Consider the following 17,594-nt stretch of genomic DNA (forward strand, 5'->3'; position numbering starts at 1 on the left):
CGGAGGTGAATCATGTGAAGATAGAAGTAGGAATAAACCTGTTTGAGATAGGATTTCTCATTCTAGGTGTTTCAGTTTTGTTTTTAATCAAAGCTAATAAGGAACGAAAACGAAAGAGAAAGAGCTAGGGTGCTTCTTGAAAGGCGCTTGACGGAAATCAAGAGATTTTAACACTTACATAGAGGTATACTTAAAAATTTCAGTTGAGATCGCTCAGATTTGATTCTGATCGCTTTTTTGTTTAGGTATTAAAAGTAGGGGTGGTGTGTCAAAAACGCTTATAAGGGCTTTAAATGTGTTTTTTCGTTTTGGCTACTGAAATCAGTTTGAAAATCTGTTTGCGAGATACCGAAAATTTTCAAAATTGGAACTAAAATGGGTTTTGGGCGTATTTCATGTGCTAGGATTTAACATAAAACGGCAAAAATTGAGGGGGATGAATGAATGGCAGCTGTATCTTCAGCGAAAATCGGTCAGAAGATTAATGAATGGTATCAGAATATCAAGAGGCTGAATGTAACAGATGCGGAAATGCTTCGGAGTGAGATCAGAAGGGATTTAGACATCATGGAGGAAGATGAGCAAGCTGTTCTTTATTTTCAGCTTATGGAATTCCGCCACGAACAAATGCTTGAATACATGAATCTAGGAGCTCGGAAATTAAACAAAGCGGAGTACCTGCGATCAGTTGAAGGGCAAGGGCGGAAGCTTACTGGAATCCTGGAATACTATTTTAATTTTTTCAAAGGGATGTATGAGTTTTCGCAAGGTGATTACATTACTGCGATTACTTTTTATCGACAGGCAGAAAAACGGTTGGATCGAGTGGCGGATGAAGTTGAAAGAGCAGAGTTTTACTTCAAGATGGCAGAGATTTTCTATCACATGAAGCAAACTCAAATGTCTATGTATTACATCATGCTAGCCCTTGATACATATAAGGCGCACCCGACATATCTTGTCCGAGAAATTCAGTCTCGTTTTGTTGTTTCAGGAAATTATATTGATCTTAACAGTTCTGAAAAGTCTCTCCCGCATTTAGACAAAGCATTAGAAAAATCACATGCGATTAAGGATGAATTAATGATTGGTATAAGTTTGATGAACTTGGGTCACTGTTATTCTAGTTTGGAAAAATATCAGTTGGCATTAGATCATTTGGAGGAAGCTGAAATTTATTTGAAACGTCATTCTCACATACGAGCAATCCTTTATCAGCAGGCTCTGATCCATTTTAAATTGGGTAACGATGAATTGGCCAAGGAATATTTGCAGCGTGGCATAGATTATCTAAAATCAAACCCTGATCAATTATTCGAATCTTTGTACGATTTTCTTGTAAACCTATATATAAAGCCACTTAATCTTGATGATCTCAAGGATATTTTGAAACGATTTGATAACATTAGGGGTTATCCATATTTAGAAGAACTGGCATTAGAGTCCGCAGAATTTTATACTAAATGTGAGCGTATGGAGGAATCTGTATATTTGTATCAGCAAATGGTGTACGCTCAAAAACAAATTCGAAGGGGCGACTGTTTGTATGAACATTAGAAAAAGCTTTGTTTTAGCTGGTCTTGCGATCATGATGTTGGTTGGTGGTTCATATCTGAATCATACCGAGACTGCTATGGAGTTGGCTATTCGATTAGGTACATGAAAAATGGCAGACCTTTTGGGTCTGTCTATTTGGAAATTCTTCTGGAACAACACCAATGCACTAACAGACACTCAGAAAAAATCCCTTCCAATTGGATAGGGATTTTTTGAGTAAGCTGTGATCTAATTCAAAGTTGCATAACCCTAATCAACAACAAACAGTACTGCCGTTCCATCTTCGTATTCATTTAGTTGATGGGATACCCAATATCCCGCACCTCGATTGTCTGAAAGAGATATTTATTCAATATCGGCTCCTGCACCGCCTTCTTCACACATAGCCATAGGGAATTCATCTCGATCATATTCCCTTTTTACTTGTATGTTTTTCAATGATTCTTCTCCATTTTTATCGGCACCTTCTTTATCAATCGTGCAGACGGCAGAAGCGCCCTTTTTTATAGCATTTTTTATGTCTCGTGCTGTTTCTGGATACTTATCAAACGGAAACTTCAATTTCACATCATACTGAGACCTCTCCAGAAGAAGGAGAGGTTTTTTTATGTCGAAGTGGGTTTGACAAAACAACCAAAAATTCATTAAATTAGTAGAACGATCTACTTAAGTCCATTTAACTAAATATCAATTTTTTTGATTAAAAAAGAAAACATAATTAGTTCGATTCACTTAATTTCACTTATATTGACAGTATTTTCAGAAAAAATGATTGACGATAAAAACGAATGCGCTTACAATGAAAACACATTCCAAAAAGTGAAATTGAATTCCACTAGACGGAATAAAAGGAGTCGTTCATCTCCAAATAAGTGGCTAAAGGAATGATTCACACAATGAAAAATCGAAGTGCACTGGAAATATACAAAGAAGGAGGCGCTTGGTGGGAGACTGAGATTAGTCATATTCAAAAAAATTCAATTGAACTTCGGGGCTATCCAATTGAAGAGCTTATTGGTCAATTATCGTATCCACAGATGCTTTATCTACTGCTTGTTGGTGAATTACTAGATGATTCGAAGGCAGCTCTTTTTGAAAGTGTTCTTGTCGCAGGTGCGGATCATGGGCCAAGAGCACCGTCTATTGCAGCGGCAAGAATGGCGGTTACGTGCGGCATTTCGTTTAATTCTTCTGTTGCAACAGGGGTGAATCTATTAGGTGATATTCATGGCGGAGCCGGAGAAAAGGCGATGCGTATGTTATACGAAGCCAAAGCAGCCTACGATGAATACAAGGATATCAAGTCTGCTGCAAAGCAAGTATGTCAGACGTGGTTAGCCCGCAAGGAAAAAATTCCGGGAATCGGTCATCAGCTGCATGATGATGATCCGAGAGTGAGACGGCTGTATGAGCTGAGTCAAACATATGTGCAGCAAGGTGATATCAGCGGAACGTACTTACGGTTAGCTGAGGCGATTAGACATGAACTTGAACAATTAAAAGGGAAAAAAATCACGATGAACATAGATGGTGTATCTGCTGCGATCCAATGTGAATTAAACATTCCAGCTGAAGCGGCAAAAGGCATCTTTTCCTTATCCAGAGGAATGGGCATCGTGGCGCATGCATATGAAGAGCTGACAAAAGGTGCCCTAGTGAAAGGTCCTTGTCCGAATGAAGAAAGACTTGTTCGTTATGCGGGGGTCGGGACGCGTCACTTGAAGGAGGGTGAGAGAATTTGAGTGAATTGAAAGCGTTGTCATATATAAACGGCGAATGGCTGGATGCAAACCATGTCAAAGAAGACATTATCAATCCATACTCTGGGGAAATGATCGGTACATCCTATCTTGCATCCTCAGAAGATATAGAACAGGCGCTTTCTATTGCGCAGCAAGCTAAAAAACAATTAGCGGCAATATCAGCATTAGAACGCTCAACGCTTCTAACAAAGGCAGCTGCCTTATTGGAAGAACAAAAAGAGCATTTTGCAAAACTCATTTCTTTAGAATTAGGCAAACCGCTTAAAAATACAAGAGATGAAGTCTCACGATCAATTGAAACGCTGGTGCAGTCAGCCGAAGAAGCCAATCGACTAATCGGTGAGACCATTCCTGGCAATGTATCTTCCCGTGGACAGAGAGCAATGGCGATGACATTTAAAGTGCCGGTTGGGGTTGTGCTGGCGATTACGCCTTTTAATGCGCCTCTCAACTTAATTTGTCACAAAATCGGTCCAGCTTTTGCGGCAGGGAATGCCATTATTTTAAAACCAGCACCGCAAACATCAGCTGTTGCCACAGCGTTTGTTAAGCTCCTGCTTGAAGCAGGGTTTCCTGAAAAGAGCCTGCAGCTTGTGATTGGAGGAGTAGACGCCGGCAGACAGTTAGTCACTGATGAAAGAACCAATCTTGTTTCTTTTACTGGCGGTGCGGTGGGAGGAGAACATATTTCAAACTCGGCTGGATTAAAAAAGGTACTGCTGGAACTCGGAGGAAATGGAGCGACGATTGTTCATCATGATGCAGATATCGAGCAAGCCGCCTCTCTTTGCGCCAAAACGGGCTTTAGCAACTCTGGTCAAAGTTGTATTTCTGTTCAAAGAATTTATGTTCACAAGCAAATTTTGTCGACATTTACTGAGACACTTAAACAAAAAGTAGAACAGCTCGTCGTTGGAGATCCGCTGTCTAGTGAAAGTGATATCGGCTGTATGGTTGATGTACAGGCAGCAAAACGTGTGGAGGCATGGATACAAGAGGCAGAGAAAATGGGTGCCGAGCTTTTATCTGGAGGACAACGAAATGGCGCAAGCATCACACCGGCTATTTTGCTAAACCCGCCAAAACAAGCCAAGGTCGTCTGTGAAGAAGTGTTCGGCCCAGTTGTCAGCATTCTCCCATATGAGGAGCTGGATGAGGCAATCAAAGAAGCAAACGATAGTCGATATGGTTTGCAGGCAGGTGTCTTTACGAATCAGCTAGATGTTGCGTTACACGCAGCAAAAGAGCTTGAAACTGGCGGCGTAGTCATCAATGGGACATCGAATTTCAGACTAGATCACTGGCCATATGGCGGGATTAAACGAAGCGGTATTGGAAGGGAAGGCCCGCGTTTCGCCATCGAGGAGATGACCGAAACCAAAATGGTTGTGCTGCCAAATGGGCTATAAAGGGGGCAGATGGTTGTGAATGTCTTTCAGCAAAAGGTAAAGAGTGCGCAGACAGGCGGTCAGCCAATGATTTGTACGCCGCTCATTGGACAAACAAAGGAAGAATTGTTTCTTGAAGTTGAGGTGTTAGCTGAGAAGAAACCTGATGTGATAGAGTGGCGAGCGGATTTTTTCAATCACCTCAATGACATGGAACAAGTCATCGACACCCTGAAAGGGATGATCGAAAAGGCAGATAACATCCCATTTTTATTCACCATTCGTTCTGAAAAAGAGGGCGGCGAACGCATCTCACTCTCAGAGGATGAAAAGGTTTCCCTGCTTGTCGAGCTTTGTTCCACTCAGCTTGTGGCTGCCGTTGATTTTGAATTAATGCATGATGTCTCGCATATCCAGCAAGTCAGTCAGGCGGCTAAGAGAAACGGGGTCATCTTGATTGTGTCGTACCACGATTTCCAGCGTACCCCTGCGGCGGATCGGCTCGTGGAGCTATTCACCCATGCAGAATCGGTTGGCGCCGATATCGCAAAGATCGCCGTCATGCCGTATTCCTATGAGGATGCATTGACACTGCTTTCTGCGACGGGCAAGGCGAACAAGCATCTGTCCATCCCCGTTATTTCGATGGCGATGGGGGAATATGGCGCCTTCACAAGAATGGTAGGTGGACTCTTTGGGTCTATCATGACCTTTGCTGTAGGGAAAGAAAGCTCAGCACCTGGACAAGTTGCGATACAGGATTTGAATACCGTTCTATCGATTGTGTTTTCAAAGAATCAGTGAGTAGCAGATTCATAGCTGCACCGTGAGAGGAGAGAAACATGAAGAAGAATATATCTACACAGGTCATTCAGTATTTAGAAAATCGAGGAGTTGAGCATATCTTCGGTCTGTGCGGTCATACGAATATTGCTTTTTTATCAGCGCTAGAAAAAAGCCGTATTCAATTTGTGAATGTCAGACATGAACAGATAGCTGCGCATGCAGCAGACGGTTATGCACGAGCGAAAAAACAGACGGCTGTTGTGCTCAGTCACTTAGGTCCTGGACTCACCAATGCGGCAACAGGCGTAGCGAATGCTGCACTCGATTCCATTCCAATGGTTGTCATTGCAGGAGATGTTCCAAGTCATTACTACGGAAAGCACCCACACCAAGAAATCAATCTTCATTCCGATGCTTCTCAATACGAAATTTATCGCCCGTTTGTGAAAAGAGCATGGCGAGTCGACATTCCAGAATTATTTCCAGAAATTCTATCAAAAGCGTTTCAATTAGCTGAAAGCGGCCGCCCTGGGCCAGTCCTGATTTCAGTTCCGATGGATGTGTTCTCAAAAGAATTAGATGTGTCGTTATTTGAACAAATCGCTCATCATACACACACCGTTGAAAAACCATCTATTGATGATCAAACAGCGAATCGGATATTAGATCGACTGCTGCAGGCAGACAAACCGCTCTTATATGTAGGGGGAGGCATTTTACTAGCCGATGCAGCAGAAGAGTTAAAGGCATTTTCTGACCATTTGAGTATCCCTGTTGCCCATTCTTTGATGGGGAAAGGGGCGATGCCAGATGATCATCCAATGACCCTTGGTATGACAGGGTTTTGGGGGACGAAATTTATCAATGATCAGTGTAAAGCAGCGGACTATATATTGGCTTTAGGCACCCGTTTTGCTGAAGCAGATGCGAGTTCGTGGGAATCGGAATATACGTTCAATTTCCAATCAACCAAGCTCATTCATATTGACATTGATCCGAATGAAATTGGCCGAAATTATCCTGTGGAAATTGGAGCGGTAGCAGATCTCAAGCAGGCCCTGACCGTACTCAATCGTGTGGCGAAAGAAAGGCTGCCAGAAGGTCTGGATCGCCCTCAATTGAAAAAGGATATTGCGGTATATCGTGAGGAATTTCAGAAGAGCAATTTGACGAATATTCAAGACGAGTCTTTCCCAATGAAACCACAACGTATTTTGCAGGAAGTGCGGGAAGTATTGCCGCCTGATGCCTTCATTACAACCGATGTTGGCTGGAATAAAAATGGGGTCGGACAGCAATTTCCTGTATACACGCCAGGCACTATTTTAACCCCAGGTGGTTTTGCGACGATGGGATTTGGCGCTCCCGCTGCACTTGGAGCAAAGATTGCCCAGCCTGACCGTGTCGTTGTATCACTTGTCGGGGACGGCGGATTCGGTCAAAATCCATCTGTTCTCGCAACAGCTATGGAAGAAAACATTCCTGTCGTGTGGATTGTGATGAACAACAGTGCGTTTGGGACGATCGCCGGCTTGCAAATGGCACACTATGAAACGACATACGGCACTGTTTTTAGAAAAGATGGAGAAAGCTATTCGCCTGATTTTGCAGCCATTGCAAGAGGTTATGGGATGAAGGGGATCAAAATTACGGCGGCTTCTGAATTCAAAGAAGCTTTGGCTGAAGCGATTGCTTCTCAGGAACCATGTGTCATTGATGTAGCGATGAAAAATGATCCTGTGCCTACTGATGGACATTGGAACATTAATGATATTTATTCACCAAATACAAAACGTTCACATGTCAGTGTGAACTAAACATGACTAGGGAGGAATCAACAATGAAAATTAAAGTATTAAATCCATTTCAAGACGGTCATCCATTATGGTTAGGTTTAGATCATCCAGAAGAGAAAATGATTCGGAAGGTGTTTCAAACGATCACACCAGATACCGTTGGATCAGAGCATATGATGGCAGGTCTCACTATTTTTGAGCCGGGAGAAGCAAGCTCAGTACACAATCACCCGGGTTCAGAGGAATTTGATTATGTGATTAAAGGGTCTGGCGAAGTCATTTGCGATGGAGAAAGACAATCATTTAAACAAAATGACTTTATGTTTATTCCAGATGGTGTCTCACATCAGCATGTGAACACAGGGGACGAACCTTTATGGCTGATTTGGCTCTATACACCGCAAGGGCAGCTTCCGAAGGACTAAAGAAACCTTGCACGAGAGAAAGAAGAAAAGGGGCTAAAATAGAAAGCATTTTAGCCCTTTATCAATTGAACGAAAGGGAGTCAAGCAATGAATAAGAATACACCACTTGAAGGAATCAAAATATTAGATGTTTCAACGATGATTGCTGCACCATACGGCGCGGTGCTTCTAGGAGATTTCGGTGCAGAGGTCATTAAAGTCGAGATTCCTGGAAAAGGGGATACACTGCGGCATGTTGGCCCTTTTGCAGATGGTGAACCTTTGAGATGGTCAGGGCTTTCAAGGAATAAGAAATCTCTTACACTCGATCTACACAAAGAAGAAGCAAAAGACATTTTTAAAAAGCTTGCAGCGCAGGTTGATGTGATCATTGAAAATTTTCGTCCGGGCACACTTGAAAAATGGGACGTTGGGTACGATGTATTAAAAGAAATCAACCCTCGTTTAATTATGATTCGAGTTTCGGGTTATGGGCAAACCGGTCCATTTAAGGACAAGGCGGGATTTGGTACACCTGCGACGGCGTTTAGCGGCTTTACATATATTCAAGGGTTTCCAGATCGGCATCCAGTCAGCCCGTCCTTTTCCCTTACGGATTATATCGCAGGAATCTATGTGGCGTTTGCCACTGTGACAGCGATGTATTATCGTGACACACATCCAGAAGGAACAGGGCAAATGGTGGATTTGGCTCTCTATGAATCTGTGTTCCGCATGTTAGAATTTTTGGTTGCAGAATATGACAAGCTAGGGAAGGTGCGTGAGCGTTCACCAGGGTTAAGCGGTCATTCAAGCCCTGCCGGTACCTATGAGACAAAGGATGGGCATTATTTGGTTCTTGTGACGAGTACAGATTCGACCTTTAATCGATTGGCAGAGGCGATGAATCGCTTAGATTTACTAGAGAACGAGAAATTCTCTGTGAATGCAGCCAGGCTGAAGCATAACGATGAAATGGATGCGATCGTCTCGCAGTGGATTGCGTCCAAAACAAGAGATGACGTCCTAGACATTCTAGATACACATGGTGTGCCTGTGAGTCCGATTCTAAGCATTCGGGATATCTTTGAGCATCCGCAATTTAAAGCACGAGAAAATATTGTCGAGGTGCATCATCCGCGTCTTGGAAAAGTGAAGGTGCCTGGAATCATTCCGAAGTTTGAAAAAACCCCCGGCCGTATTCGCCATATTGCGCCTGATTTAGGTGAACATAATTATGACATTTTAACGAAAATGCTTGGCTTCACAGAAGAAGAGTGTAAACAGTTAGAAGAAAAAGGGGTCATTTAAGACACTCAACCGATCCGCACGCTGCGGAAACAAAGGAGGATGGTTATGAAAGTGCATTCAGAACTGAAGGGGAACGACTTGCGGCCTGCTTATGCGAAACCAACAAAAGCTCGTTTCGGCATCTTGATTCTGTTGTTTTTTATTACCGCTATTAACTATATTGATCGAGCCAGTGTATCCATTGTTGCACCTGCGATTCAGTCTTCATTGCAATTAAACCCTGCCTTATTAGGCCTCATCTTTTCAGCATTTAGCTGGACCTATACAGCCATGCAGATCCCTGGCGGCTTTATTCTTGATAAGTTTGGATCAAAGGTAACGTATGGAATATCACTCATTACTTGGTCTATTTTCACCGGTTTACAGGCGTTTGCGAACAGCTTTGCCTTCTTATTTGGCTGCCGTTTGTTTATCGGAATTACAGAATCTCCCGCATTTCCTGCGAATAATCGCATTGTGACCACATGGTTTCCAAGGCGGGAACGCGCATTTGCAACAGGGGTATATACCGCTGGAGAGTATGTGGGGCTTGCATTTGCGACACCTCTTCTTTTTTGGATCATGACAACTTTCGATTGGAGAACCGTCTTTATCACTGCTGGTGCGCTCGGTATTATATTTGCTTTCTTTTGGTACAAGTATTATCACGAACCGAAAGAGCATCCAAAGATCAATGAAGATGAGTTAGAATTGATCCGTCAAGGCGAAGGGCTGACAGTGGCATCACAGGAGAAACTGAAATGGGCAGACTTTGCCGCACTTTTGAAATATCGTAAATTGATTGGACTCTATATTGGTCAATTTTCTGTTGCGTCTACCCTCTTTTTCTTTTTAACATGGTTTCCGACCTATTTAGCAGAGGCGAAAGATATGGCCTTTCTCAAAGTGGGTTTTGCGGCATCCCTGCCATACATCGCTGCATTCTTTGGGGTGCTGTTTGGAGGCTATGTGTCTGACTGGCTGCTTAAAAAGGGTGTATCGGTCAATGTAGCGAGAAAGCTGCCGGTTGTGGTCGGTCTGCTTCTGACAAGTACCATTGTTTTAGCGAATTTTACAACGAATATCCCGCTTGTGCTGACTATTTTATCCATCGCATCCTTTGCGCAAGGACTGTCTAATATCTCCTGGACCATGCTGTCTGAGGTAGCACCAAGAGAAATGGTCGGGCTGGCTGGCGGCGTATTCAACTTTTTTGCTAACTTATCCGGCATCATCACCCCGCTGATCATCGGATTCATTGTATCGGCGACAGGCTCTTACAACGGCGGTATTTTATTCGTCAGCCTAGTGGCATTAGGCGGAGCGTTGTCGTATATCTTTATTGTAGGTAAGATTGAACGGATTCAATTAAAATAATAGAGAGTAAGAAAAAGAGAACTCATTGGGTTCTCTTTCAGCGTGTAGACAAACCCTCGCATTCGTTGTCAGTCCTGCGCTTCGGTGCTCACGAATGTCAAATTCGCTCCGCGCCGGTACTCGTCCTTCCTAGGCTGCAAAGGTTTTCTATCACGCTGAAAAGAAGACAAAGGGCTAAAATCAAGTTCATTTTAGCCCTTTGTCAACTATCTTAAAAGAGAACTCATTGGGTTCTCTTTTTCTATGAATAAAAGATGACGGTGATGATCGTTGCACATGCGATCCCCATGCTGATATAAAAACCAGCAAACCAGATATTCCATCGTGTGATTCGGTAAGGGTTGACCTTCATCAAATCGGCTAATAGGGAGACAGATACATTATATGGGCTAAACATGACCGTTGAGGTTCCAGCGATAATGAGCATGATGGCGATGGGAAGGGCAGGCAATTCATGAATGACAGGTGCCATCAAGCTCACTAAGAGAGCAAGCGAAACGAGCGGGTGAAAACCGCAAAGAGCGGTGATGAGAAAATACAGCCCGATGACCCCATAAACCCAAATGGCATGATCTGATATACTGACGATAAATGCTTGAATCGGCTGCAAGCTGTTTGTGACAAGCAGCATATCGACAAAGAAGCCCGCGCTTAAAAATAGACACATATAATTGGAGAGCTGGCGGGTCCGTTCTTTCCAATGGGGAATAGAGACGGCTACATATTGTTTTCGTTTTTTGATGATAGACGAGAATAATAGAGCGAAAGGAATAATCGTCAGCACAACAGCGAACAGATAACCTTTCCCAATCCAGGCGTCAACAAGCGAAACGACTGTCATAAAACTGAGCAGCATAAAAGCAAGCTGAAGGGTTTTTCTCTTAATGCGATGAGGGTTGGGGTGAGCTTCTGCCGGCTGGATGATATGCGGCAATCGTTTGCTTTGACGAGAAAACAGCAACCAATCCGTCAACAGTACAAGCACCATTAAACAAAACGTAACGGGTGCAATCTGATAATATTTCAATTTGGTTGCATCAATGGTGACACTCACCAGTACTTCGACAGGACTCCAGCTAAGACATAGCGCATATGACCTTAAAAGATTGCGCGTATAAAGGTGCTGTTTGACTTGTTCCTGAAGGGCGTTCAGCGACGGTTTCAAGGATGTATATAATAAGGGAATCGTTGCGATATTTAAAAACATGCCAAGAACATGAGTGACAAATGAACTCTTGCGATAAAGCTGATTTGTACTCGTTGTATGTAGGGTAAGCAGTTTATTTAATTGAGTATCGAAATGTCCAACATGTATGAGAGAATGAATAAATGGCAACATGAAAAATAAAGAAAGCAAGCCTAGCATGGAATGAAAATGAAGAAAAAGCGTATGCAAAGGCTGTTCTGACCAGAAAAATAACACCAATCCAATCAAGAGAAACATAGCACCCGTTTTCAAATAAAGCCCACTTGCCTTCTTAAAGGAAATGGTGAGCGAAGCAGCCGCCAGCAGACCAACCAAATAGGAGAGAATGGGAGCAGGGAATAGTTGATGAACGATGTATAAGCTAATAAGAAGTGTGAAAATGAGCAGGTAGATCATAATATCTCCTCCATCAAAACATCTATCGGTTTTATTCCGTACGATGGAATTTGTTTTCTTTTAATGGAACATTTAAAATGGATTATAGCAAAATTGGTCAATCATGTCGATAAGAAATCAAAGGGGAAAAGGAGAAAGTGAACATGGCTGATAAGAAGTCAAAAGAAGAATCAGGATTGCGTACCGTTCAGCGCGCTTTGGATATTCTTTCTTGCTTTAGCGAAGAACGTCAAGAGCTGACGCTAACGGACATTTCAAAAGAGATGAACTTAGCAATGTCTACCACAACGAGACTGCTCAAGGCACTTGAAATGAATCATTTTGTGGAAAAGAACCAAGAGACAATGAAGTACCGGCTCGGTCAAAGACTTTATCTTCTCGGTTATATTGCTGGGAAGTCCATCAAATTGAGGGAACTGGCAAAACCGCTCATGTACACACTTCGTGATGAAACAAAGGAAACCGTCAACCTGTATGTGCTCGATCACAAAAGCAGGGTATGTATTGAACAAGCCGAAGGGCTGCAATCGATTCGGCATCTTGTGAAAATCGGTGAGAAGCTGCCGTTATACGCTGGTGCTGGTGGAAAGGTGCTGCTTGCTTTCCAAAGCGAAGAGTTTCAACAGCAAGTTTTCGCGTCTGAGGCTGATCACATGACGATGGAGGAATGGCAAAAAGAATGTCGTCATATTCTTGAAACGCATACCGCTTGCAGTATTGATGAACGGGAAGTCGGATCGGCGGCAGTGGCGGCACCGATCTTTAACATTCATGGGGAAGTGCAGGCATGTTTATCCATATCTGGACCGACCCAACGATTTACTGAAGATGTCATCCCTCAGCTGCAGCAAAAAGTGAAAGAGCATGCCGAGAAGCTCTCCGAACAGCTCGGTTACGTCGTCAAACACAATTTTTAAGAATGCCTATCTTTTCTCAGTCCATTTATCATATAATAGAAACATTATGTAGCATTCCTTGTCGTAAGGAGGACGTGTCACGAACATGAAAAACAATAGAGAGATTCCTGTGAGACAGCGAAATATTGTCCTCATTGGCTTTATGGGCGTTGGGAAAACAACCATTGGGCAGCTGGTTGCCAAAAAGTTATATAGAGATTTTATTGATGTTGATCAGGAGATTGAGAAAAAGTACAACATGACGATTCCAGAAATGTTTCAGCAAAAAGGAGAAGATTTCTTCAGACAGGCTGAAAAGGACTATATCGTCGATTTATGTGAACATACTCAGCTAAAGATCGTGTCTCTTGGAGGCGGTGCGTTTAAACAGGAAGAAATCAAACGATCTTGCTTAAAGCATTGTACGGTTCTTTTCCTTGACCTATCTTGGGAGAATTGGAAGCAGCGGCTGGATATTTTAATTGAAAACCGTCCTGTTCTTCATAACCGCACACTTGACGAGATGAAAGAGCTGTTTGAAGAGCGCCGGGAAATTTATTCCCTTCATAACTCAAGAGTGGAAACAGATCATCTAGAAGCTGAAGAAGTCGCCAATTATATTGTCGACACACTCAAGCTTGGCTGGGATCTATATTCGAAATAAAAAAGTCTATCCTAAGGGGGTAGACTTTTTCTATTAGATCAGGAGTAGTCAAAGAAATCACAGTCTAAGTTGGATGATGGATGAAAAAAAGAAGAAAAGATGTTTTTTCCTTCGTCATTATATCAAAATGTATGCATCCTTTATGTGGTGTGTCTAGCCATTTGAAAAAAGTGGTGATCAGACTACAACTAGGTCAAGATGATGAGGTTTTTTGATTGATGTGGGAAACGAAATATATCTCTCATTTTCTTTTTTTGAAAAAATAAAATAGTATCTAAATTCTAATAATAGTTTTTTGAATTATTATAATTTTTAAAAATATTGTTGACACCTTCGGTTAGATCATTCTATGATTATTAACGTAAACGCTTACCGTAAACGTTTACTATAACGGATGGGGAGGAATTTGTTGATGAAAAATAAAGAAAAATGGAGCGGTGTATTCCCGGCAGTCTTAATTCCTTTTAAAGATGACTATTCAATTGATGAACCTGCTTTTCGTAAGCTTGTTCGCTGGGTGGCGGGGCACGAAGGGATTAATGGGATCGTTGTCAATGGACATACTGGCGAGATTATGACTTTGCTGCCACATGAACGAGCTGAAGCTGTGCGTATTGCAGCCGACGAATTAAAGGGAGAAATTCCTGTCATTTCTGGGGTTTCTGCTGAAGGGACAATCGAAGCGATCCAGCATGCAAAAGCAGTAGAGGAAGCTGGCGGAGAAGGTATTCTTCTTATGCCGCCACATTCATGGCTGAGATTCGGTATGCAGCCTGAGTCACCTGTCCAATTCTTTCAAGATGTTGCAGAAGCAATTGATATTTCAATCATCGTCCATCAGTATCCAACATGGACAAAAACCTCTTATACAACCAGTCAATTATTAGAAATGTCGGAGATTCCAAACGTTGTCTCATTTAAAATCGGTCAAAGAGACATGGCGCAATATGAAGTCGATGTGCGCGCACTGAAAAAGCATGCACCAGATGTATCGTTGCTCACATGTCACGATGAATATTTATTGCCAACATTAGTTCAAGGAATTGATGGGGCGCTTGTAGGTTTCGGCTGTTTTGTCCCAGATTTGATTGCTGAGCTTGTGAAATGTGTGGAAGAACAAGACCTTGTAGCGGCTAATAAAGTGTACGATAGAATCTTTGAATTAAAGCATGCTGTGTATAAAATGGATGAACCTTCCTCTACCTCTCATCTGCGAATGAAGGAAGCGATGTTCCAGCGAGGTTTGATCAGCAGTTCGCTTGCGAGGAAGCCAGTATTACCTTTAACTCAAAAGGAAAAAGAAGAGATTCGTCAGGGCCTTCAAAGTGTTGGTTTACTTAAGGAAAACGTTAGTAAATAACAGACCATTGATTTCATGATGAAGGTGAGTCAGGTTATAATAGAGTATAAAACAACAGACTCCCGGAGGTATGAAATGTGTCAGTAAGTATTAAAGATGTCGCATTGAAAGCTGGAGTATCTATCGCCTCTGTTTCCCGAGTATTAAGTGGCAAACCAGGAGTAGGTGCTCAAACGGCTGAAAGAATCAAACAAGTGATTGATGAATTAGGCTATCGTCCTAATTTAGGAGCTAGAGGGCTCGTTAAAAGAAAGACTGGCAATATTGCTGTCGTGGTTCCTCGTGGTTCATATATTTTGAATAATCCATTTTTTTCGACGATTTTAGATGGGATAGCGAAGGAATTAGATGAGACTGAATTCAATATGTTGATGTCATTTACATCTGTGCAGCAGCAGCGATTACTTGAAACGCAGGCTGTAGATGGTGCCATTTTATTTTCTCCAAGAAATGAAGAATTGAGCATGGATTGGTTAAAAAGTTTAGCTATTCCCATTATCGTTGTCGGAAGTTACTTAGAGGATTCTCCATTTCCATGTGTCAGGCCAGATGATGAGGAAGGTGTGTGTCAATCTGTCACGGCCTTATTTGATAAAGGTCATCGAACCATTGGACTGGTCAATGGTCCAATGAGTTCGATGCATAGTGTGAGGTATTACAAGGGGTATGAGCGTACACTGAAAAGTTTAGGATTAACAATGAACAAAGAGCTTGTGTTTGAGTTAGATGAATTTGATGGGGGAAAAGTAGTAGAAGTGGTTTCTCAATTTCTCCAAGGAAACCAGCACATGACTGGAGTTGTATGCTCTTCAGATTTTTTGGCGATAGGGGTCATGAAAGCGGCAGATATCGCAAATGTGTCAATACCTCATGATTTGTCTGTCATTGGTGCTGATGATGTGCCCATTGCAAGTTTTCTAACCCCTTCTTTATCTTCTGTTCATGTTGATTTAGTTGGAATGGGAAGAAAAGCGGTTTCTTTACTAACGCAGTTAGTAGAAGGAGAACAGTTAGAGAAGATGGAACACATCTTCCCGATGTACTATGTAGATCGTGGCACCACGGGAACGCCAAAAAAGAAATGATAGATGCTGAAAACTCATATGATCGCTTTAGAATGTCTCTTCATTTAAAATGTAAGCGATTTCTTTTGTGCTCATCAGCATGTACTTTTGCATCATTTCCTCTATTAAGGAGGAGATTTCATGACGTTAGAACTCAGCGGAAATTCAAATTCTCATGATGAGCAAGTTGTTGATAGAGCTTCACAACTATTGACTAGGATGGAAAGTGTACCTTTTTCGAGATGGCATTTAAAACCTCGTATCATTATGGGATCTGCTACCTTTTTTGATGCTTTTGATGCGCTATCTTTAGCGTTTGTTCTCCCAGTTCTCATCGGCATGTGGAATTTATCACCTGCTCAAATTGGTCTTCTTATTGGGTCTGGTTATATCGGACAAGCGATTGGTGCTATTTTCTTTGGGTGGTTAGCAGAAAGACGTGGCCGTGTATTTAGTGCAAAGTGGACTGTATTTCTCATGTCTATTATGAGTATCGCATGTGTATTTTCAGGTAACTTTATGGCCCTTTTTATTTTTCGTTTTATACAGGGGATTGGAGTAGGAGGAGAAGTGCCAGTAGCGGCCTCATATATCAATGAGTTGTCCCGGGCCCAAGGCAGAGGGAGATTTTTTATGCTCTATGAGATGATTTTTCCATTAGGATTAATGATCTCAGCTCAAATTGGTGCATTTGTTGTCCCTAGCTTTGGCTGGAAATGGATGTTCTTGATTGGTGGAATTGGGGGGTTAATCGTCTTTGTCTTCTTTTTCATGTTGCGTGAATCTCCAAGATGGCTTATTTCAAAAGGCAGGTTAGATGAAGCCGAAAGAATCATTGAAGAGATTGAAGCTAGTACGGACAAACGAATGCCTGTTGCAAAGCAAGTGTCCAGCAGCACTGAAAAAGGCGACTGGAAAGAGCTCTTTTCTACTTTTTATCGTAAAAGAACATTGATCGTATGGGGACTATGGTTTTCTGCCTACTTTGTATCGAATGGATTAAATAATTGGTTACCGAGTCTTTATAATACGGTTTACAATTTGCCGGTTGGAGATTCATTAAGGGCAGCCTCTCTCACAAATATTTTACAGACCATAGGGGTATTCGCTTGTGCATTTTTAATCGATAAAGTAGGACGGAAGCGCTGGGCAACCATTGCATTTATCGTAACAGGTGCTTTATTAACGGCTTTATGGATCAGCGGAGCAAATTCTCCAGAAAGCGTTATTTATTTAGGGTCCGCTGCCTACGGAATGATGGGAACAATTACAGTTCTTCTCTATTTATATACACCTGAAATCTATCCTACCCGTATGAGGGTAATTGGTACGGCATTTGCTACAGCGTGGCTTAGGCTGGCCTCAGCGATTGCTCCTATTATGATAGGTTTTATTTTAGAGGTGAGCGGTGTTTCAACTATTTTTATTCTTTTTGCAAGTGTGACTGTAGTGGGAGCAATTCTTGCTTTTAAAATGATCGAAACGAGAGAGAAAGTATTAGAGGATATTGCACCGTAAGTGATGCATGCAGTGAAGAACTTATTCTAAAGAGGGTAGGTTCTTTTTTTATTCAGAGGATTTACGTACACTTTTGAAAAAGCCTAACCTACCTCAGTTCAATTATCTTATAATAGAAACATCATGCA

Annotated in this window: 14 protein-coding genes and 1 pseudogene; 13 read left to right on the top strand and 2 right to left on the bottom strand. The window is 42.1% G+C overall.

Annotated features, from left to right (window positions below; all coding sequences use genetic code 11):
* Positions 1-444 precede the first annotated feature (444 nt).
* On the top strand, positions 445-1,557 hold the full coding sequence (locus tag ACTJJQ_RS13575; protein WP_041106640.1) for a Rap family tetratricopeptide repeat protein: 1,113 nt from the start codon (positions 445-447) through the stop codon (positions 1,555-1,557).
* A gap of 249 nt (positions 1,558-1,806) precedes the next feature.
* Here ACTJJQ_RS13575 and ACTJJQ_RS13580 read toward each other — a convergent pair.
* Positions 1,807-2,136: pseudogene (locus ACTJJQ_RS13580) on the bottom strand (sporulation protein); the annotation flags it as partial.
* Between the two features lie 305 nt (positions 2,137-2,441).
* On the opposite strand from ACTJJQ_RS13580, the gene ACTJJQ_RS13585 reads away from it, so the two are divergent.
* The 7 genes from ACTJJQ_RS13585 (at position 2,442) to ACTJJQ_RS13615 (ending at position 10,361) form a co-directional block, all read left to right on the top strand.
* Positions 2,442-3,299 (top strand): citryl-CoA lyase, encoded by an 858-nt coding sequence (locus ACTJJQ_RS13585; protein ID WP_268373360.1) that lies wholly within the window; start codon positions 2,442-2,444, stop codon positions 3,297-3,299.
* On the top strand, positions 3,296-4,729 hold the full coding sequence (locus ACTJJQ_RS13590) for an aldehyde dehydrogenase family protein (protein WP_440600283.1): 1,434 nt from the start codon (positions 3,296-3,298) through the stop codon (positions 4,727-4,729). Before ACTJJQ_RS13585 ends, ACTJJQ_RS13590 begins: the two co-directional genes overlap by 4 nt.
* A 9-nt stretch (positions 4,730-4,738) precedes the next feature.
* Entirely contained in the window at positions 4,739-5,512 is a 774-nt protein-coding gene (gene aroD / locus ACTJJQ_RS13595) for a type I 3-dehydroquinate dehydratase (RefSeq protein WP_242731513.1), read from the top strand.
* A gap of 38 nt (positions 5,513-5,550) precedes the next feature.
* A complete protein-coding gene (locus ACTJJQ_RS13600; RefSeq protein ID WP_041508217.1) occupies positions 5,551-7,311 on the top strand; it encodes a thiamine pyrophosphate-binding protein in 1,761 nt (586 codons plus the stop codon).
* A gap of 23 nt (positions 7,312-7,334) precedes the next feature.
* Positions 7,335-7,715 carry a cupin domain-containing protein gene (locus ACTJJQ_RS13605; RefSeq protein ID WP_008342095.1) on the top strand — a complete coding sequence of 127 codons (381 nt, stop codon included), beginning with the start codon at positions 7,335-7,337 and terminating at the stop codon, positions 7,713-7,715.
* A gap of 87 nt (positions 7,716-7,802) precedes the next feature.
* On the top strand, positions 7,803-9,005 hold the full coding sequence (locus ACTJJQ_RS13610; protein WP_017366576.1) for a CaiB/BaiF CoA transferase family protein: 1,203 nt from the start codon (positions 7,803-7,805) through the stop codon (positions 9,003-9,005).
* Between the two features lie 45 nt (positions 9,006-9,050).
* A complete protein-coding gene (locus ACTJJQ_RS13615) occupies positions 9,051-10,361 on the top strand; it encodes an MFS transporter (protein WP_284564866.1) in 1,311 nt (436 codons plus the stop codon).
* Between the two features lie 241 nt (positions 10,362-10,602).
* On the opposite strand, the gene ACTJJQ_RS13620 is transcribed toward ACTJJQ_RS13615, so the two are convergent.
* Complete coding sequence (locus ACTJJQ_RS13620; protein WP_156060862.1) at positions 10,603-11,964, bottom strand: hypothetical protein; 1,362 nt, start codon at positions 11,962-11,964, stop codon at positions 10,603-10,605.
* A gap of 143 nt (positions 11,965-12,107) precedes the next feature.
* Between ACTJJQ_RS13620 and ACTJJQ_RS13625 the strand changes: the two genes are divergently transcribed.
* The 5 genes from ACTJJQ_RS13625 to ACTJJQ_RS13645 all read left to right on the top strand — a co-directional run bounded on the left by ACTJJQ_RS13625 (position 12,108) and on the right by ACTJJQ_RS13645 (position 17,466).
* Positions 12,108-12,881 (top strand): IclR family transcriptional regulator, encoded by a 774-nt coding sequence (locus ACTJJQ_RS13625; protein ID WP_017366579.1) that lies wholly within the window; start codon positions 12,108-12,110, stop codon positions 12,879-12,881.
* 85 nt (positions 12,882-12,966) lie between these two features.
* Positions 12,967-13,524, top strand: coding sequence for a shikimate kinase (locus tag ACTJJQ_RS13630; RefSeq protein ID WP_025206715.1), 558 nt, complete (start codon positions 12,967-12,969; stop codon positions 13,522-13,524).
* 412 nt (positions 13,525-13,936) lie between these two features.
* On the top strand, positions 13,937-14,884 hold the full coding sequence (locus ACTJJQ_RS13635; RefSeq protein WP_017358563.1) for a dihydrodipicolinate synthase family protein: 948 nt from the start codon (positions 13,937-13,939) through the stop codon (positions 14,882-14,884).
* A 77-nt stretch (positions 14,885-14,961) separates the two neighbouring features.
* Positions 14,962-15,969 carry a LacI family DNA-binding transcriptional regulator gene (locus tag ACTJJQ_RS13640; protein WP_039166332.1) on the top strand — a complete coding sequence of 336 codons (1,008 nt, stop codon included), beginning with the start codon at positions 14,962-14,964 and terminating at the stop codon, positions 15,967-15,969.
* 120 nt (positions 15,970-16,089) lie between these two features.
* Entirely contained in the window at positions 16,090-17,466 is a 1,377-nt protein-coding gene (locus tag ACTJJQ_RS13645) for an MFS transporter (RefSeq protein WP_024718969.1), read from the top strand.
* Positions 17,467-17,594 lie beyond the last annotated feature (128 nt).

The organism is Bacillus sp. 22483, assembly GCF_052044605.1.
Lineage (GTDB): Bacteria > Bacillota > Bacilli > Bacillales > Bacillaceae > Bacillus > Bacillus altitudinis.